This window comes from Streptomyces lunalinharesii (assembly GCF_039532155.1).
GTDB lineage: Bacteria > Actinomycetota > Actinomycetes > Streptomycetales > Streptomycetaceae > Streptomyces > Streptomyces lunalinharesii.
Map to the genome: position 1 here is coordinate 38908 of NZ_BAAARK010000008.1, position 17745 is coordinate 56652.

Consider the following 17745-nt stretch of genomic DNA (forward strand, 5'->3'; position numbering starts at 1 on the left):
GACGCCGACAGCCCGCTCACCGCGGCGAGACGACGGCCCCCAGCAACCCGGGCCCCGTGTGCGCCCCGATCACCGCGCCGACCTCGCTCACCAGCAGTTCGTTGAGGCCCGGCACCCGTTCCCGGAGCCGCTGGGCCAGCGCCTCCGCGCGCTCCGCCGCCGCCAGATGGTGCACCGCGATGTCGACCTGCCCCTCCCCGGCCCGCTCCGCGGCGATCTCCTCCAGGCGCGCGATGGCCTTGGAGGCCGTGCGGACCTTTTCCAGCAACTCGATCCGCCCGTCGGCGAGTTGCAGGATCGGCTTGACGGCAAGGGCCGAGCCGAGCAGGGCCTGCGCCGCCCCGATCCGGCCGCCCCGCCGCAGGTAGTCGAGGGTGTCGACGTAGAAGTAGGTGGAGGTGCCCGCGGCGCGCTTCTCCGCGGCGGCCACCGCGTCGTCGACGTCCCCGCCGGCGTCCACCGTCTCCGCCGCGGCGAGGGCGCAGAACCCGAGGGCCATCGCCACCATCCCGGTGTCCACGACCCGCACCGGCACCGGGGCGTCCTTCGCCGCCAGCACCGCCGCGTCGTAGGTGCCGGAGAACTCCGACGAGAGGTGCAGGGAGACGATGCCGCTCGCCCCGGCCGCCGCGAGACTGCGATAGGTGTCCGCGAACACGGCGGGGCTCGGCCGCGAGGTCGTCACGGGTCGACGCTTCTGGAGCGCCTGGGCGACGGATCTCGCGGAGATCTCGGTGCCCTCTTCGAGGGCCTGGTCCCCCAGGACGACGGTCAGCGGTACGGCCGTGATGCGGTGGCGTTCGACAGCCGTCCGCGGCAGGTAGGCCGTGGAATCGGTGACGATCGCGACATGGCGGGACATGACTGGGAGGTTATCCGGGGAGGCGGGCGCTCGACAGTGCGGGCCCCTCCCCAAGATCTTCCAGGTTTGGCCAAGGCTACGCCAAGTCCGCCCAGGTCACGGCCCGTAGATGGCAAACGGAACACGGAGGCGCGTAACGGACCGCGACCGGCCGCCGGACGTGACCGGACCACGGCAGCGACGGCCCGGAACATCCCCCGCAAACCCCACGCCCCACCCCGAACACACTCGCCCCCGCGCCTTCCGTCGCCCGCCCGCGGGCATTCCGTCACCCCTCGCCTTCCGCCGACCGGCCAGCCCTAGCCCGCCACGCCGCCGCTGCCCTCGGCCCGACGGGACGGCTCCGGCTGCGGCGTCTTCTCCCACGAGTACGTCGGCCGGGTACGCGGATCCCGGGCCGATATCGCCGGAGCCTCGTCCTCCGCCGCACCCCAGGAGTACGCCCCGCCACGGGCCTGGCCCGCATCCGCCCCGGACGCCCCGCCGGCCGTCCGCTGCTCCCGCTCGCCTCCCGACGCGTCGTCCGTCCAGTGCCGCAGGGCCCCCGCCTCCACGTCGATCTGGTCGCTCAGCGCGGCGAGGTCGTCGTCGGCGAACTTGCGGGCACGGTCCCGGGCGGCCCAGCGCAGCGACTCCGCCGAGTGCGTGATCCGCGCCAGGCGTTCCCGCAGCTCGGGGAGGCGGTCCGCGAGGGTGGCCCGGTTGGGTTCGCGCTCCAGGCGGCGGAGGTCCTCGTCGAGCTCCCGGCCATGCGCGCTGAGCCGCTCGAAGAGGCGTCCCGCCTCGGCGAGCGAGGCGTCGTCGGGGGAGGCGGCGTGCAGGATCTCCTGCGTGGCCCGCATCGAGGTGCGCAGCGAGAGCCGCAGTTGCGCGAGTTCGCCGACGGCGCCGGGCTGGGTGAACTGCCGGGCCCGCAGGGTGGTGTCCTCGACCGTCCGCCGGGCCTGTGCGACCTTGCGGTCCACCCCGCGCTTGGCCGCCTGGGCCGCCTTGACCGTGACGAACACCCCGGCGACCACGAACAGCACGAAGAGCAGCCCGAAGACGGCGACGGCAGCTTCCATGGGCACTCCCCTGGGTGTCGACGGCGCCGGTTTCTCCGCCGGCGCCCGTACCTCCACGGTAAACGCGTCGGGCACGTCGGGGGTTCCAAACGAACCCCCAACCTGCCCGTAGGGGAAACCCCTTACACCCGCCCGCAGCCCCGGCCCCACGCACCGCCCTGACCCGAGAAAGACCAGGTCAGGGGCGTGGCGGCAGGGCTCAGGAAGGTGCGTTCGACGGCCGCGGGGCCGGGGCCGGATCTCCCGTCGCACCGGCCCCGCGCGCCGCCGTCCGGCTCACGCCGGAACGATGTTCACCAGCTTCGGCGCCCGGACGATCACCTTCCGGATGCCCGCGTCGCCCAGCGCCGCGACCACCGCCGGCTCGGCCAGCGCGGCCACCTCCAGGTCCGCGTCGGAGATCGTCGGCGCGACCTCCAGACGGGCCTTGACCTTGCCCTTGATCTGCACGACGCAGGTCACCGTCTCGTCCACGACGTACGCCGGGTCGGCCACCGGGAAGTCCGCGTGGACGACCGAGTCGGCGTGGCCCAGCTTGCGCCACAGCTCCTCGGCGATGTGCGGCGCCAACGGGGCGACCAGCAGCACCAGCTGCTCCGCCACGGTGCGCGAAACCGGCCCGCCCACCTTGGTCAGGTGGTTGTTCAGCTCGGTGATCTTGGCGATGGCGGTGTTGAAGCGCAGGTTCGCCATGTCCTGGGTGACGCCGTCGATCGCCTTGTGCAGGGCCCGCAGGGTGGCCTCGTCCGGCTCGGCGTCGACGACGGTGACCCCACCGGTCGCCTCGTCCACCACGTTGCGCCACAGCCGCTGCAGCAGGCGGTACTGGCCGACGACGGCCCGGGTGTCCCACGGACGCGACACGTCCAGCGGGCCCATCGCCATCTCGTACAGGCGCAGGGTGTCCGCGCCGTACTCGGCACAGATCTCGTCCGGCGTGACGGCGTTCTTCAGGGACTTGCCCATCTTGCCCAGCAGCCGGGAGACCTTGCCGCCCTCGTAGTAGAAGACGCCGCCGTCGTGCTCCTCGACCTCCGCCGCCGGGACCGCGATGCCGCGGGCGTCCCGGTAGACGTACGCCTGGATCATGCCCTGGTTGTACAGCTTGTGGAACGGCTCGACGGACGAGACGTGCCCCAGGTCGTGCAGCACCTTGGACCAGAAGCGGGCGTACAGCAGGTGCAGCACGGCGTGCTCGGCGCCGCCCACGTACAGGTCGACGCCGCCGTGCGGCTGACCGTCGCGCGGGCCCATCCAGTACTGCTCGACGGCCGGGTCGACCAGCGCGTCGTCGTTGTTCGGGTCCAGGTACCGCATCTCGTACCAGCACGAACCCGCCCAGTTGGGCATGGTGTTGGTCTCGCGGCGGTAGCGCTGCACCCCGCGGCCGTCGCCCAGGTCCAGCTCGACGTTGACCCAGTCCTCATTACGGGACAGCGGCGTCTCGGGCCGGGTGTCGGCGTCGTCCGCGTCGAAGGTGCGCGGCGAGTAGTCGTCGACCTCGGGCAGTTCCAGCGGCAGCATCGACTCGGGCAGCGAGTGCGCCACGCCGTCCTCGTCGTAGACGATCGGGAACGGCTCGCCCCAGTAGCGCTGACGGCTGAACAGCCAGTCGCGCAGCCGGTAGTTGACGGTGCCCGCGCCGATACCGTTGGCGGACAGCCACTCGGTGATCTTCGCCTTGGCCTCGGTCACGCCCAGACCGTCCAGCGAGATCGCCGCACCGGCGGAGTTGACCAGCTTCGCGTCGTACGAGGCGAACGCGTCGTCCCAGGCGGCGGCGTCGGTGCCGCGGCCGTCGGTGGGCTCGACGACGCAGCGCATGGGCAGCTCGAAGGCGCGGGCGAAGGCGAAGTCGCGACCGTCGTGGGCCGGGACGGCCATGATCGCGCCGGTGCCGTAGCCCATCAGGACGTAGTCGGCAATGAAGACCGGGACCTGCTCGCCGCTGACCGGGTTGGTGGCGTAGACGCCGGTGAAGACGCCGGTCTTGTCCTTGGCCTCGGCCTGCCGCTCGACGTCGGACTTGGCGGCGGCCTGCTTGCGGTAGGCGGCGACCGCCTCGGCCGGGGTCGCGTGCCCGCCGGTCCACACCTCGTGGGTGCCCTCGGGCCAGGAGGCGGGGACGAGGGAGCCGCCGCCGTTGTCGGCGCCGGCGATCAGCGGGTGCTCGGGGGCCAGGACCATGTAGGTCGCGCCGAACAGCGTGTCCTGGCGGGTGGTGAAGACCGTGATCTTGTCGGTGTCGCCGACCGGGAAGTCGACCCGGGCGCCCTCGGACCGGCCGATCCAGTTGCGCTGCTGCAGCTTGATGGCCTCCGGCCAGTCCAGCGCGTCCAGGTCACGCAGCAGCCGGTCCGCGTAGGCGGTGATGCGCATGTTCCACTGGCGCAGCTTGGCCTTGAAGACCGGGTAGTTGCCGCGCTCGGAACGGCCCTCGGCAGTGACCTCCTCGTTGGCCAGCACCGTGCCCAGTCCGGGGCACCAGTTGACCGGGGCGTCCGAGGCGTACGCCAGGCGGTACTCGCCCAGCACGTTGGCCCGCTCGATGCCGGACAGCTCGGCCCAGGGCCGGCCGTCGGGGGTGGGCCGGGTGCCGGCCTCGAACTGGGCGACCAGGGTGTCGATCGGCCGCGCCGAGTCCGCCTCCGGGTCGTACCAGGAGTTGAAGATCTGCAGGAAGATCCACTGGGTCCACTTGTAGTACGCCGGGTCGATGGTCTCGACCGAACGGCGCTGGTCGTGGCCCAGGCCCAGGCGGCGCAGCTGGCGCCGCATGTTGACGATGTTGGCCTCGGTGGAGACCCGCGGGTGGGTGCCGGTCTGCACGGCGTACTGCTCGGCGGGCAGGCCGAACGCGTCGAAGCCCAGGGTGTGCAGGACGTTGTGGCCCGTCATGCGGTGGTAGCGGGCGTAGACGTCGGTGGCGATGAAGCCCAGGGGGTGGCCGACGTGCAGCCCCGCACCCGAGGGGTACGGGAACATGTCCATGATGAACTTCTTGGGACGGGCCACCAGCGCGGCGTCGCCGCTCAGATCACCCTTGGGGTTCGGGGCCTCGTAGGTCCCCTCCGCCTCCCAGAAGTCCTGCCAGCGTGCCTCGATGTCCGCGGCCAGCACGGCCGTATAGCGGTGCGGCGCTGCCACCTCAGCAGCATTGGTCGTCTCGCTCATCGTCCTCAAAGCTCCATCGATCGTCTCTGCCTGCGGCTGCTGCGGACACGGTTTCTGCGGAAACAAAAATGCCCCTCTCGCAGGAGGGGAAGCCGCGCCGATGCCGACCCGGGCGGCCACAGCGAAGGGCCCGGTCGGGACTGATCAGCGCGGCCCGCTAAGCAGAAGGCGTACGGCACACATGGCGCCAGGGTACCGCAGGGCACCCAGGGCCCGCGCCCGGGTTTCCCCCGGCGCGGGCCCCGCTCCCGTACACCCGCGCTCCGCCCGCCGCGCCCTCAAGGACGCGGGGCCACGGAGCGCGGGTGCCGCGCACGGGCGTCAGGGACGGTACGAGCTCACGTACCCGGCCCCCGGGGTGCCGACGCCGGTGACGTCGTCGTAGCCGACGGTGGCGTGCAGCGAGCTGTCCTTGCCGAGGCTGCGCAGCGAGGTGATGGTGCCCTTGCTGGCGTCGATGCCGTTGGCGAAGTCGACCCGGACGACCGCCAGGTCGCGGCCGGCGCCCAGCGGGTGGTCGGTGACGTCGTGCAGGGCGGCGGTGCCGTACCTCTGGTAGATGGCCGGGTTGGCAAAGCCGATGGCGATGCCGTGCCGGGCCTGCTGGGCCAGCGCCTGGACGCCCGCGATCACCGGGGCGGCCAGGGAGGTGCCGCCGATGCGGTACTCCTCGTAACCGAGCTTGCCGTCGGGCAGGGTCTGGGTCTGGCCGACCAGGAAGCCGGTGTTGGGGTCGGCGACCGCCGCGATGTCCGGGACGGTGCGCATGGCGCCGCCGCCGGTGACCTTGGCCAGCGCGTCCGGAACGACGCCGCGCTGGTAGAAGGGCTGCGCGACGGTCTTGCTGGTGCCGCCGCCCGCGCCGCCGTTGAAGGCGCCGGGGAAGTCGGTCCAGTCGTTGCCGTCCTTGGAGAGCACGGCCTTCTGGGTGCCCCAGCCGGTCTCCCACTGGTAGCTGTTGCCCTTGCCGACGGCCAGGGAGGTGCCGCCGACCGCGGTCACCCACGCGGAGTTCGCGGGGGTGTCCACCTGCTTGGTGCCGGTGTTGGCGACCTCGTCACCGTTGTCACCGGAGGAGAAGTAGAAGCCGATGCCCTCGACGGCGCCCCGCTGGAAGAGCTGGTCGTAGGCGGCAGCGGTGTCCGGGGTCTCGTTGGCCTCGACGTCGCCCCAGGAGTTGGAGACGATGTCGGCCAGCCGCCCGTCGACGACCCTGCCGAGCGAGTCCAGCAGGTCGTCGTCCTGGCAGGAGGCGGCGCCCACGTAGACGATGTCCGCACCGGGGGCGACCGCGTGCACGGCCTCGACGTCGAGGGTCTCCTCGCCGTACCAGCCGGCCGCGCCGCACTCCTTGATGTGCGTGTAGTCCTTCGGCAGGACCTGCGACAGCTGACCCTTGCGGTAGCGCGGGTCACCGTTGCGGCCGGCGTAGGTGTCCGCGTCCTTGGCGATGGTCGGCGAGGCGTAGGCGTCGGTGATCGCGACGGTGACGCCCTTGCCGGTCCACTTCTTCGCCCCGTAGGCGGCGCGCAGCTGCTTGCCGGTGTAGCCCTTGATCGCGTACGACGCCTTGCTCCCGTAGGCCGAGGGCAGGTTCTGGTTGGTCCGCGAACCGTAGTACGTGGAGAACGGCCCGGCGTTGCGGAAGACCGCGGACGGCGGCGGCAGTTCGGTGGAGTGGTGCCGGGCCATCCGGGGCGCGTTGTCCAGACCGGTGACCGTCAGGACCGCGTCCGAGACCGTCGACGGCGCCGAGGCGGTGGCCGACGGCGCGTGGTACGTGTGACCGCTCTTGCGGTAGTTGTGCAGGTCGGTGGCGAACGCACGCTCGGCGGCGGCCGCATCGCCGGTGACCGTCACGTAGCGGTCGGTGGTGCCGGTGACCGTCAGGCCGGACTTCTTCAGCCAGGCGGTCACCCGGGCTATCTGGTCCTGCGTGGCGCCGTAGCGGGCCTGCACCTGGGCGGGGCGCAGGTACTTCCCGTACTGGGCGGAGTGCGGGTCGGAGACGGCCTTGGCGTAGTCCGCGAGGCCCTTGGCGTCGCGGCCGGCCAGGTAGACCCGGGCGTTGACCGCGGTGGCGCCGGCGGTGGCGCCCTGGTCGGCCTGGTCAGTGGCCCACCGCGGCTTGGTGCCCTGCAGTGCGTGCCGGCCACCGTCGTGGCCCGCGGCGTCCGCGGCCGGTGCGCCGAGCGCGAGCGCTCCGGCAACCAGCGGCAGCGCCGCCGCCCAGGCCAGACCCACGCGGACCCGCGGTGATCTGGTGCGGCTTGCTCTCATGTAACCCCCTGCTGTGGCGATGCGGTGCGCTGCGGGGTGACGCCGCGTCGGTGCGCCGGTGCGCGCCACCTCGTCAGCGGTGAATGCGTCGGATGTGACGCTCACGCGATTCGCCACTCTTTCGGTGAACCGTTCATGTCAGGGTTATGCGATCACCAAGAAGAGACCAAGGAACGGCAACAGCCGAGCAGAATCGGTCACGGAAAGAATGTTCAACTTGCCACATCGGGCACGTTCTTGACCGAACATCAGGGCAACCCCGAAAGGCCCCGCACCGCGGCAACCAGTGACCCTCGCACGCACGACAGAGCGGGCCGTCCTTGACGGACGGCCCGCTCTGTCTCTTGTGGAGCTAAGGAGAATTGAACTCCTGACCTCCTGCATGCCATGCAGGCGCTCTACCAACTGAGCTATAGCCCCAGGTCTTGCTCCGCTGCGGTTTTCCTTCCGGCCCCCCGCTGCGGCATCGCCTACATTACACGGGCCCCCCGGCCTTCTGCCAAATCGTGCTCCCGCACGCCCACCGAGGGGACCCAAGGTACTGTCGGCGAGCCGTGCCCGATTCGTCCTGGGGAGCCGTACGCCGTGACCGCGCTGGAGCCCGACCAGCCCACCGAGCTTCGCGGCCCGCGCCCCGGCGCGGGCCCGATCCGCCGCCGCCCGGTACTCGCCGCGGCGCTGGCCTGCCTGGTCTCCTTCGCCGCCTTCTGGGTCGCCCAGCGCCTGGCGCATGTCTCGATGGTGGACCTCATGGTCTACCGCGCCGAGGGCGAGACCGCCCGGGACGGCAAGGACCTCTACGACATGGTGGCCACCTCCGCGCGGCTGCCCAACACCTACCCGCCCTTCGCCGCGCTGCTGTTCGTCCCCCTCACCTTCTTCGGCGTCCCGCTGATGCGCACCCTGGCCACGGCCGGGAACCTCGTGCTGCTCGTCGCCGTCGTCCACCTCTCCCTCCGCCTGGTCGGCCGACCCCGGCGCATCCCCCCGCTCGCCGCGACGCTGGCCCTCTCCGCGCTGCTGGTGTGGTGCGAGCCGGTCTGGACGACGCTGCGCTACGGACAGATCAACCTCCTGCTCGCCGTACTGGTCCTGTGGGACCTGACCCGACGGGACACCAACCGCTGGGCCGGGATCGGCATCGGCATCGCGGCCGGCATCAAGCTGACGCCGGCGCTGTTCGCCGTCTTCCTCGCGCTGGCCGGTGCGGTGCACGCCGTCCGACGGCTGCGCGCCGGCGCCGGGTGGCGGGCCGCCTGGAACCCCTGGCTCCGGCAGGCCGCCGTCGCCACCGGGACGTTCTGCGCCACCGTCCTGCTCTCCGCGGCCGTACTTCCACGCGACTCGCACCGCTTCTGGACCGAGATCGTGTTCGCCGCCGACCGGGTCGGCGAAGTGGAGATCACCGCCAACCAGTCGCTGCGCGGGGCCTTGGCCCGCCTGCTGCACACCCACGACCCGGGCGCCGTCTGGCTCGTCCTGGCCGCGCTGGCGGCCGCCGCCGGGCTGGCGCTGGCCGCCGGGGCGCTGCTGCGCGGCGATCGCGCGTGGGCGACCCTGACCTGCGCGGCCACCGCCCTGCTGATCAGCCCGATCTCCTGGTCGCACCACTGGGTGTGGGGCGTGCCGATGCTGATCCTGCTGGGCGGCGAGGCGCTGCAGCACTCGGGCACCCGGGCCCGCCGCTGGTGGACGGTGACCGTCGCCATGGGGCTGCTGTTCTGCTCGTTCGCGCTGTGGTGGGTGCCCCACCGCTGGCACCAGCACGAGGAACTCCACCAGAACGCGGGCCAGATGCTGCTGTCCGCGGTCTACCCGCTGGCCGGGATCACCCTGCTGGCACTGACTGCGGCCCGCCTCCGGCGCCCGGTGCCCACCGACGCGATATCCGATCCGGCGACGCCGCCCGGGGCCCCGACCGCGGCCGTTTCCGACCCGGAGGGCGCGCCGGAATCCGCACGCTAGCCACCGCCCGCCTGCTGCCGATCACCGTCATGCCCGCCCCCGTCACGCTGCCTCCCCGGCACTCGTCGCGGTCCCGCGGCCGACCGTTTCGGCAGCAGGTTGCGACACGTGAACACCGCGCCGTTCCAAGGGAATTCCGAACCATCGGAATCGAGCGAAAGTGTTCGCACCTGCCCAATGCGAGCCGGAAAGTGACCGCTTGGGGCGGCTCAGGTTCGTTCTGAAACGGCCCCGCGCACGCGCCGACTCAAGCGGTGGCGAAGGAATAGAACCGTTTCAGCGTGCAGTGTTCCTCCAGCAGCCGACCGTAGATCGGCTCCCCTTCGAGCTCGCGGTAGGTCTCGATGGGGTCGCCCTTTATGACCAGGGCGCGCGCGCATTCCTCGCACCAGTACTGGTAGTCGGCATTGACCGGTTCCATGTCGCGGACGATCGGCGTGCCGCTGCCGCACCAGTCGCACTTCCTGCTGTGGGCGCCCATCCATCAGCTCCAACTGTGGCCGCAGGCCGTACAGACGAAGGAAACTCCGCCGTTGTCACCCAGCACCTGAGCAACGTGCGAGGAGCCGCACGCGGGGCACTGGAGGGTCACCTCCGCGGCATCGCACGCGGCGGTCGGGCCGGGCGGGTCGTCGACCTGCCCAAGGATGCTGGCGGGCATCGCGATCTCTCCTCCCCTGGCGGCGCCGTCCGATTCTGCCACGGACCGCCCACCAGGTCAGGTCCGGCTGCGGACCATCCCCACCCGCCCCGTGGGCGACGCCGCGCCGGCCGGTGCGAGAACGCTCCCCCGCACCCCCGGCGCTCCCCCTGCCGCCGTCAACCGGTTCAGGAAGAGCGTCCGGAAAAGCGAGGTTCCCGCCGGAGCCGGAGCCGGCCGAGTCACCGCGCACCGCCCTCCGGGAGCCGCCACCAACGCCAAGTCCCGCAGTGGGCGGCGGAACTGACGTGACGTCGGCAGGCGTCGGCCGCGCTCCTCCCGTGCAACGGGTGCAGGTACGCCATCCAGCACCCGACGACCCGGTGTCGCCGCCCACAGCGCCCCACAGAGCTCCACAGCGCCCGTGACGACGCCCTCGCACCCAACCCGACGCCCCGTGGCCACCGCTCGACAGTCACGGGCCAGCACCGGGCCACGCCCGCCCGCCGGCGCCCGAGGACGCCGTCCCGCACCAGCAACCGCACAGAGGCGCTCCAACACTGCGATCCGGCACAGTCCATCCCCCCGCGCACCACCGACCCGCCCCCGAGGGACCCGCGCGGCCCCGGAGCGAAGGCCGGAGCACGACGCCACCGCACTCGACGGGCCGCCCATCACTGGACCAGTGGCATGGCTCACGCGCCAGCGGAAAGCCGGCGGGCGGCCTTCCGGCTTCCGGTACGACCTCGGGTCACCCGTGCGCGACGCCCGGGCGGCTGCACCGCCCGCCCATAACGCAAAGATCCCGCCTCCTGAAGGAGGCGGGATCTTCCGGGCTGTGGAGCTAAGGAGAATTGAACTCCTGACCTCCTGCATGCCATGCAGGCGCTCTACCAACTGAGCTATAGCCCCGGGTCTTGTTCCGTTCCTCCGGGGTTTTCCCCGGCGGCGCCGCGAACAAGAAGAACTTTAGCCTGCGACCTGCCCAGATGTGAAATCCGGACCGACCGGCCCGCTCCGGGGACTCAGTCGTCGTCGCCGAGCACCGGCTCCGGCAGGGTGCCGGCGTTGTGCTCCAGCAGCCGCCAGCCGCGGGCACCCTCGCCCAACACGGACCAGCAGCAGTTCGACAGGCCGCCCAGGCCCTCCCAGTGGTGCGACTCCAGGCCGAGCAGCCGCCCGATGGTGGTGCGGATGGTGCCACCGTGGCTGACGACGACCAGCGTGCCGTCGTCCGGCAGCTTGTCGGCGTGGTGGAGGACGATCGGGGCGGCCCGGTCGGCGACCTCGGTCTCCAGTTCGCCGCCACCGCGGCGCACCGGCTCACCGCGCTTCCAGGCGGCGTACTGCTCGCCGTACTGAGCGAGGATCTCCTCGTGCGTCAGGCCCTGCCAGGCGCCCGCGTAGGTCTCCCGCAGCGCGGCGTCGTGGGACACCTCCAGTCGCGTCAGGGCGGCCAGCTCGCCGGCCGTCGCCGCGGCCCGGCGCAGGTCGGAGGCGACGATGGCGTCCGGTTGCAGGGCAGCCAGCAGCCGGGCGGCGCGACGGGCCTGGGCGACGCCGGTCTCGGTCAGCTCGATGTCGGTCGAACCCTGGAAGCGGCGCTCCAGGTTCCACGACGTCTGACCGTGGCGCCACAGGACGACGCGGCGGCCCCGGCCGCCCTTGGTGCCGTTCAGTGCAGGTCTCCGTCCTCGTCGACCGCGGTGGTCCGGGAGTGCTCCGCGGCCTTGCCACGGGTGGCCTTGGCCTCCTCGGGCAGGTCGATCTCCGGGCAGTCCTTCCACAGGCGCTCCAGGGCGTAGAACACCCGCTCCTCGCTGTGCTGGACGTGGACGACGATGTCGACGTAGTCGAGGAGCACCCAGCGGGCTTCGCGGTCGCCCTCGCGGCGGACCGGCTTGGCGCCGAGGTCCTTGTTGAGGCGCTCCTCGATCTCGTCGACGATCGCCTTCACCTGGCGGTCGCTGGGCGCGGAGGCCAGCAGGAAGGCGTCGGTGATCGAGAGGACGTCGCTGACGTCGTACGCGATGATGTCGTGCGCGAGCTTGTCGGCCGCTGCAAGGGCGGCGGCGTTGATGAGCTCGAGGGAACGGTCCGTGGCGGTCACAAGCGGCTTTCCGGGTCGGGGGAGCCGGCTCCGGCCGAGACGCAGGACGCGCGGCACAGCCGAGGCGCACCGGTGGTCCTGGGCGGCCGGATCGGCGGTCAGGTACCCCTCAAGGGTCTCACGGACCACCGACACTCCCGGCGGGGATTTCCGCCCCACCGGGAGGTCCCGGCATCCTGCCTGGTCAACTGCGCGGTCCGGCGTGCGGTCAGCCCTTGTAGTCCTGGCCCAGGACCACCGCGATGTCCGCGTTGGCGGCGACCTTGCCCTGCTGCACGGCGCCCGCGGGCAGGCCGAGCGTCTTGGCGACCTCGGCGGCCTTGGCCCGCTGCGGGGCGTCGGCGTAGGTCACCTGGGAGGTGGCCGCGGTGGAGCCGCTGCCGCCGTCGACGAAGGTGTAGCCACCGTTGAGCAGTGCCACCTGGGCCTTGCCGGTGGCGGCCTTGTCGCCGGAGGCGTTGCGGACCGCGATCCGCGGGGTCACGCCCGGCGAGGTCTTCTTGACCGTGCCGCCCAGGACGTCCTTGACGACGCCGGCCGCGGTGCTCTGGCTGATCGTCCCGTCGGCCTGCACGGGAAGGGCCTCGGTGCTGTACTTGCCGGTCTTCGCCAGCTCGGCCCGCTGGGCCAGCGAGCTGCCCAGCTGGGCTTCGGTGAGCGGCGGGTCGAGGATCTGGAGCAGGGACTTCACGGTGGCGGTCGCGCCGTCCGCGTCGCTGGAGACCTTCGCCAGCGTGGCCTGCATGACCTGCCCGAACCGCGCCAGTTGCTTGGCCTGGGTGTCCCCCGGGCCCTGGTAGGTGGCGTAGGCGACGGCCGCCTGCCCGTTGAGGAGCTGGCCGGTGCCCTGTTTGACGACCGGGGGGTCGCTCTTCTTGGCGCCGGGGACGGCGGCGTCGGTGTCGACGGTGATCCCGCCGACCGTCTCGACGAGGTTCTCCAGGTAGGGGGTGTCCAGCCGCCAGCTGGCGTTGAGGTCGGCGCCCAGGAGGGTGTTGAGGGCCTCGCGGGTCGCGTCGGTGCCGTCGTCCTTGACGGACTTGCCGAGCGTCGTGGTGGTGCCGTCGTCCTTGGTGACGATGAGGCTGTTTGGCAGCAGGAGGGTGGTGCCCTTGTGGGTGGTCTCGTTGTCCACCAGGAGGGCGGTGGAGGTGTTGCCGGACTTGGTGTCCCGCAGGTTCACCACCAGCACGTCACGCTTCTGCCCGCTGGCCTCGGCCGCGGCTCCGCCGCCGGCGCCGGCCAGCCCCGGCAGCTTGCCCGCCCACCACAGGTAGCCGACGCCGCCGACCACCAGGAGGGCCAGGACCACCGAGAGCGCGATGAGCCGGCTGCGGCCGCGCCGCTTGGCCTCCTCGCGCCGCTCGGTGCGGCTCTCGGTGAACTTCAGCCAGTCGATGACGTCTTCGGAGTCGTCGTCCGGCTCCTCCACGAAGGAGAACTGCTCGGTGTGGTACTCCTCGGCGTCCACCCCGCCCCCGGGAGCCGCGGCGCCCCTGGGGTCGGCGGGCGCGGGCGGCTCCACCGGGGCGGCCGCCGGCGCCGAGCCGGCCGGCGTCTGGGGAGCCCGCGCGTACTGGGGCTGCTCGTGGGGCGCCGGCCCGGGGTGCGGCTGCTGGTCCCCGTAGGAGAACTGCTCGTACGGCGGCTGCGGGGCCTGCTGGGGGATCCAGTCCGCCTGCTGGGGCGGCTGTTGCGGGGGCGCCTGTCGGGGCTGGGCGTACGGGTCGTACTGCTGGGGGTAGCCGGTCTGCTGCTGGACCTGCTGACCGCCGTACCCGTCGTAGCCGTACTCGGACTGCTGTCCCTGGTACGGCTGGTGGGCGGGCGGCCCCTGACCGCCCTGCTGCCCGTAGGGGTCGTAGGGGTCGTAGCCGGGCTGGGCGCCGGAGCCGGCCGGCTGCCCGTAGGGGTCGTAGGACTGCTGCCCGTACTGCTGCTGCGCTTCGTACTGCTGCGGCGCCTCGTGGGACACCGGCCGGCCGTACGCGTCGTAGGTGTAGCCCTGTCCCTGCTGCCCGTGCTGCCCCTGCTGAGGGGCGTACGGGTCCTGGGGATGTGGGTCCTTCGGCCCGTACGGATCGTGTCGGTCGCTCACCGGTGCCCCTTTTCGTCTGCCCCGTCAGCGGTCGTCGCGGTACAGCTGCTTTTTGTCGATGTAGCGCACCACACCGTCCGGTACGAGGTACCAGACCGGATCCCCCTGGGCGACGCGCGCCCGGCAGTCGGTCGAGGAGATGGCCAGCGCGGGCACCTCGACCAGGGACACCGCCCCCTCGGGCAGCCCGGGGTCCGCGAGAACGTGGCCGGGCCGGGTCACCCCGATGAAGTGGGCGAGCGACACCAGCTCCGCCGCGTCGTGCCAGGTCAGGATCTGGCTGAGCGCGTCGGCACCGGTGATGAAGAACAGATCTGCGTCGCAGTGCTCCGCCCGCAGGTCACGGAGCGTGTCTATCGTGTACGTCTTGCCGCCGCGGTCGATGTCGATCCGGCTGACGGCGAACTGCGGATTGGACGCGGTCGCGATGACCGTCATCAGATAGCGGTCCTCAGCCGGGGACACCGTCTTGTGGCTCTTCTGCCACGGGTGCCCCGTGGGCACAAAAACGACCTCGTCGAGGTGGAACTGACTGGCCACCTCGCTGGCGGCGACCAGGTGTCCGTGATGGATCGGGTCGAAAGTGCCGCCCATCACGCCCAGCCGCCGCTTCACGGGCCCTGTGTGCTCTCCCATGCGTGCAGACCCTACTTGGCGGGACGCGGTGCCGGGGGCCGGGGCGGGAAGGCTTAGCGGTCGCGGTTGAAGCGGGTCGTGATCCAGAGCAGGAGAAGCAGGATGAAAAGGGCGCTTCCACCGGTGACGTAGGGGCTCAGGCTGGCGTGCTGGCCACCTTCGTGCCCCGCTTCGGCGAGGGATACCAGGGACTGTGCAGCGGAGTTCAGGCTCATCGTTGGCGGTACCAATCCGGGCGGGGGCGAGGACAGAGGCTTCCGCCACATCGTAAGCGCCACGTCACCGGGGGCTCACGCCGACTCCGCCCGAAGGCGTCCCACCGGCCTCCCGGACCGATCCGGGGGCCGGCGTGGGTCGGCTCGGCACCGGCCCCCGGCGAGCGCCGGTCCGCTGCGGTCGCCGCTGCCCGTTGCCGGCGTCAGTCCTGGTTGCCGTAGCCGCGCAGCAGGATCCACGCGAGCAGCGCGGCACCCACCACGCCGACGATGATCACGGTGCGCAGGATCCAGCCGGGGCCGCCGTTCTGAGCGTTCTCGGCGGCGGCGAGCAGCAGACTCGGATGCGGCATGGTGGTGGCTCCCTTTTGTACGGGCCTGGCGGGCATTGGTCCGCACGCCAGCGTACGCCCGGGCATCCATTCGCCTGTCAGTGGCGTCCTCTAGGCTGAATCACACGCAGTCGAACAGGGGGAGGCCCCAATGACGGAGAGCCCAGGCAGCGACGCGAACACCCCGAGCCGGAACCGCAAGCGGTTCCCCGGCATCTCGTCGCGGTCCTACGAGCACCCGGCAGATCGCTCGGCGCTGGTCGCGCTGCGCAAGCTGACCGGGTTCGACACCGTCTTCAAGACGCTCAGCGGTCTGCTGCCGGAGCGCAGTCTGCGGCTGCTCTTCCTGTCGGACTCGGTCCGTGTCAGCGACCAGCAGTTCGCCCATCTCCACGCCATGCTGCGCGACGCCTGCTACGTCCTGGACCTGGAGAAGGTCCCGCCGATGTACGTCAACCAGGACCCGCAGCCCAACGCCATGTGCATCGGCCTGGACGAGCCGATCATCGTCGTGACGACCGGCCTGGTCGAGCTGCTCGACGAGGAGGAGATGCGGGCCGTCGTCGGCCACGAGGTGGGCCACGCCCTCTCGGGGCACGCGGTCTACCGCACGATCCTGCTGTTCCTGACCAACCTCGCCACCAAGGTGGCCTGGATCCCGCTCGGCAACGTCGCGGTCATGGCGATCGTGACGGCGCTGCGCGAGTGGTTCCGCAAGTCGGAGCTGTCGGCCGACCGGGCCGGCCTGTTGGTCGGGCAGGACCTCCAGGCGTCGATGCGCGGCCTGATGAAGCTGGCCGGCGGCAACCACCTGCACGAGATGAACGTCGACGCGTTCCTCAAGCAGGCCGAGGAGTACGAGTCCGGGGGCGACCTGCGCGACTCCGTCCTGAAGATCCTCAACCTCCTGCCGCGCAGCCACCCGTTCACCACCGTGCGGGCCGCCGAGCTGAAGAAGTGGGCCGAGAGCCGCGACTACCAGCGCATCATGGACGGCCACTACCCGCGCCGCGACGAGGACAAGGACGCCTCGGTGTCCGACTCGTTCAAGGACTCCGCGGCGCACTACGCCGACTCGGTGCGCACCAGCAAGGACCCGCTGATGGGCCTGGTGCGGGACATCGCGGGCGGTGCCGGCGACTTGGGCGGCAAGCTCCGCGACACGGTGTTCGGCACGCGACCGAACGGGAACGGCACCAACGGCACTAGCGGATCGGACGGCTCGGAGTCGGCTGGGAAGTAGCCGACAGCTCGCCGCAGAGCGCGGCGTTGACCCGGCCCTGCGCGTAGGGGTCGGTGCCGGCGGGCCGGTCGGGGCCCGCGTGCTGCCCGGCGAGCAGCGGGTGCAGCGTGTCGGCCGGGTCCGAGGAGCAGTTCATCGGCCCGGCCTGCAGGCTGCTCTGCACGACCGCCAGGCGGTGGTCGGCGAGGTCGTCCCGGCCGATCCGGAAGTGCAGTTGGCGCCGGACGGTGACGAGCGAGGCGGCGCCCGCCGTGGGCGTGCCGGTGTGCTGCCCGGCGGCGTCCACCGGGGCGCCCGGGGCCGGCTCCACCGCGTAGACGAAGGTGTAGTCGGCGGCGACGTCGAGGGTGTCCGGGCTCAACTCCGTTGCGTCCAGCGTGCCGTTGACGCGGACGTTGCGGTCGGCGAGGCGGAGCTGCTTCGCGTCGAAGCGGACCAGCCAGCCGGTCGCCGCGTCCCGCCCGTTGTCGTCGGGGTGCGCGAGGCTCCGGTCGAACTGGTCGAGTTGGCCGGTGTCCAGCAGCAGCCGGACGGGCCGCACGGAGCCGCCGGTGAGGGTGGCCGGGTCCACCGAGGAGCGGACGAGGTAGTCCTTGGCGATGGCCAGCGCGGAGACGATCTGGCCGTCGGAGAAGTGCGCACTGCGCTGGACGGACGGCAGGTTGATGCCGGCCGCCCCGATCCGGTAGTCGGCCGCCGGGCTGTGCGCGAAGAGGTCGGTGGGGGTCGCGCCCGGTACGGCAGCGGGCGGCGCCAGCGGCACCACCGAGGACCGCAACGGCTCGGCCCGGACCGGCTCGGGGGCCTTGTACGGATGGCGGACGCCCATGTAGACCGCGGTGCCGAAGGCCAGCACGATCAGCAGCACCAGCAGGACCGCCTGCCGGGATCCGCCCAGCCGCAACCATGCGTGGCGGATCTTCACCGCCGGTGCGTGGTGCTCCCCCAGCCGCTCGTCGGCGGAGAACTCCTGCAGGCGCGCGGCACGCACGAACCGCTCGTCGAAGACCACGGATCGGTACTCGTCGTCACCGCCTCCCGGGGCGCCGTCGGGCGTCCCTTCGGGAGGGTCACCAGGCCCGGTCATACAACAAGGGTAGGTCTGACGGGGCCGACGTAAACGCGG

At 71.8% G+C, this 17745-nt stretch carries 14 protein-coding genes and 2 tRNA genes; 2 read left to right on the top strand and 14 right to left on the bottom strand.

Going from position 1 to position 17745, the window contains the following annotated elements; all coding sequences use genetic code 11:
• Positions 1-16: 16 nt before the first annotated feature.
• The 5 genes from ABD385_RS15020 to ABD385_RS15040 form a co-directional block, all read right to left on the bottom strand.
• Positions 17-862 carry a DegV family protein gene (locus ABD385_RS15020; RefSeq protein ID WP_344575775.1) on the bottom strand — a complete coding sequence of 282 codons (846 nt, stop codon included), beginning with the start codon at positions 860-862 and terminating at the stop codon, positions 17-19.
• Positions 863-1161: 299 nt separating this feature from the next.
• The gene (locus ABD385_RS15025) at positions 1162-1926 is read right to left on the bottom strand and encodes a hypothetical protein (protein WP_344575777.1); all 765 of its coding nucleotides are present in this window, start codon (positions 1924-1926) and stop codon (positions 1162-1164) included.
• Between the two features lie 276 nt (positions 1927-2202).
• Entirely contained in the window at positions 2203-5100 is a 2898-nt protein-coding gene (locus ABD385_RS15030; RefSeq protein ID WP_344575781.1) for a leucine--tRNA ligase, read from the bottom strand.
• Positions 5101-5421: 321 nt separating this feature from the next.
• Entirely contained in the window at positions 5422-7380 is a 1959-nt protein-coding gene (locus ABD385_RS15035) for a S53 family peptidase (RefSeq protein ID WP_344575783.1), read from the bottom strand.
• 347 nt (positions 7381-7727) lie between these two features.
• A tRNA-Ala gene (locus ABD385_RS15040) sits at positions 7728-7800 on the bottom strand.
• Between the two features lie 165 nt (positions 7801-7965).
• Between ABD385_RS15040 and ABD385_RS15045 the strand changes: the two genes are divergently transcribed.
• Positions 7966-9345, top strand: a complete 1380-nt coding sequence (locus ABD385_RS15045; RefSeq protein ID WP_344575786.1) for a glycosyltransferase 87 family protein — start codon at positions 7966-7968, stop codon at positions 9343-9345.
• Positions 9346-9592: 247 nt separating this feature from the next.
• Here the strand turns inward: ABD385_RS15045 and ABD385_RS15050 are convergent, their stop codons facing one another.
• The 8 genes from ABD385_RS15050 to ABD385_RS15085 all read right to left on the bottom strand — a co-directional run bounded on the left by ABD385_RS15050 (position 9593) and on the right by ABD385_RS15085 (position 15397).
• A complete protein-coding gene (locus tag ABD385_RS15050) occupies positions 9593-9826 on the bottom strand; it encodes a hypothetical protein (protein ID WP_016573211.1) in 234 nt (77 codons plus the stop codon).
• A 3-nt stretch (positions 9827-9829) separates the two neighbouring features.
• On the bottom strand, positions 9830-10006 hold the full coding sequence (locus tag ABD385_RS15055; protein ID WP_344575792.1) for a hypothetical protein: 177 nt from the start codon (positions 10004-10006) through the stop codon (positions 9830-9832).
• Between the two features lie 818 nt (positions 10007-10824).
• Positions 10825-10897: transfer RNA gene (locus ABD385_RS15060), tRNA-Ala, on the bottom strand.
• 113 nt (positions 10898-11010) lie between these two features.
• Positions 11011-11664, bottom strand: coding sequence for a histidine phosphatase family protein (locus tag ABD385_RS15065; RefSeq protein ID WP_344576129.1), 654 nt, complete (start codon positions 11662-11664; stop codon positions 11011-11013).
• A complete protein-coding gene (gene rsfS / locus ABD385_RS15070; RefSeq protein ID WP_344575802.1) occupies positions 11661-12095 on the bottom strand; it encodes a ribosome silencing factor in 435 nt (144 codons plus the stop codon). The genes ABD385_RS15065 and rsfS overlap by 4 nt, the downstream gene beginning before the upstream one ends.
• A gap of 208 nt (positions 12096-12303) precedes the next feature.
• Positions 12304-14193 (bottom strand): LCP family protein, encoded by a 1890-nt coding sequence (locus tag ABD385_RS15075; RefSeq protein WP_344575804.1) that lies wholly within the window; start codon positions 14191-14193, stop codon positions 12304-12306.
• Positions 14194-14217: 24 nt separating this feature from the next.
• Positions 14218-14829: a nicotinate-nucleotide adenylyltransferase gene (nadD, locus tag ABD385_RS15080; protein ID WP_344575807.1), complete on the bottom strand. Its 612-nt coding sequence runs from the start codon at positions 14827-14829 to the stop codon at positions 14218-14220.
• A 418-nt stretch (positions 14830-15247) separates the two neighbouring features.
• The gene (locus ABD385_RS15085; protein WP_344575808.1) at positions 15248-15397 is read right to left on the bottom strand and encodes a hypothetical protein; all 150 of its coding nucleotides are present in this window, start codon (positions 15395-15397) and stop codon (positions 15248-15250) included.
• A gap of 130 nt (positions 15398-15527) precedes the next feature.
• Between ABD385_RS15085 and ABD385_RS15090 the strand changes: the two genes are divergently transcribed.
• Positions 15528-16619, top strand: a complete 1092-nt coding sequence (locus ABD385_RS15090; RefSeq protein ID WP_344575810.1) for a M48 family metallopeptidase — start codon at positions 15528-15530, stop codon at positions 16617-16619.
• Here the strand turns inward: ABD385_RS15090 and ABD385_RS15095 are convergent.
• Positions 16582-17706, bottom strand: coding sequence for an SCO2583 family membrane protein (locus ABD385_RS15095; RefSeq protein WP_344575812.1), 1125 nt, complete (start codon positions 17704-17706; stop codon positions 16582-16584). The two genes, ABD385_RS15090 and ABD385_RS15095, sit on opposite strands and share 38 nt — an antisense overlap.
• Positions 17707-17745: the final 39 nt, after the last annotated feature.

Coding starts and splice junctions, on each gene's coding strand:
- ABD385_RS15095 (WP_344575812.1), bottom strand. CDS start 17,706: ATGACCGGGCCTGGTGACCCTCCCGAAGGGACGCCCGACGGCGCCCCG.
- ABD385_RS15025 (WP_344575777.1), bottom strand. CDS start 1,926: ATGGAAGCTGCCGTCGCCGTCTTCGGGCTGCTCTTCGTGCTGTTCGTG.
- ABD385_RS15090 (WP_344575810.1), top strand. CDS start 15,528: ATGACGGAGAGCCCAGGCAGCGACGCGAACACCCCGAGCCGGAACCGC.
- ABD385_RS15050 (WP_016573211.1), bottom strand. CDS start 9,826: ATGGGCGCCCACAGCAGGAAGTGCGACTGGTGCGGCAGCGGCACGCCG.
- ABD385_RS15085 (WP_344575808.1), bottom strand. CDS start 15,397: ATGCCGCATCCGAGTCTGCTGCTCGCCGCCGCCGAGAACGCTCAGAAC.
- nadD (WP_344575807.1), bottom strand. CDS start 14,829: ATGGGAGAGCACACAGGGCCCGTGAAGCGGCGGCTGGGCGTGATGGGC.
- ABD385_RS15020 (WP_344575775.1), bottom strand. CDS start 862: ATGTCCCGCCATGTCGCGATCGTCACCGATTCCACGGCCTACCTGCCG.
- ABD385_RS15035 (WP_344575783.1), bottom strand. CDS start 7,380: ATGAGAGCAAGCCGCACCAGATCACCGCGGGTCCGCGTGGGTCTGGCC.
- ABD385_RS15055 (WP_344575792.1), bottom strand. CDS start 10,006: ATGCCCGCCAGCATCCTTGGGCAGGTCGACGACCCGCCCGGCCCGACC.
- ABD385_RS15030 (WP_344575781.1), bottom strand. CDS start 5,100: ATGAGCGAGACGACCAATGCTGCTGAGGTGGCAGCGCCGCACCGCTAT.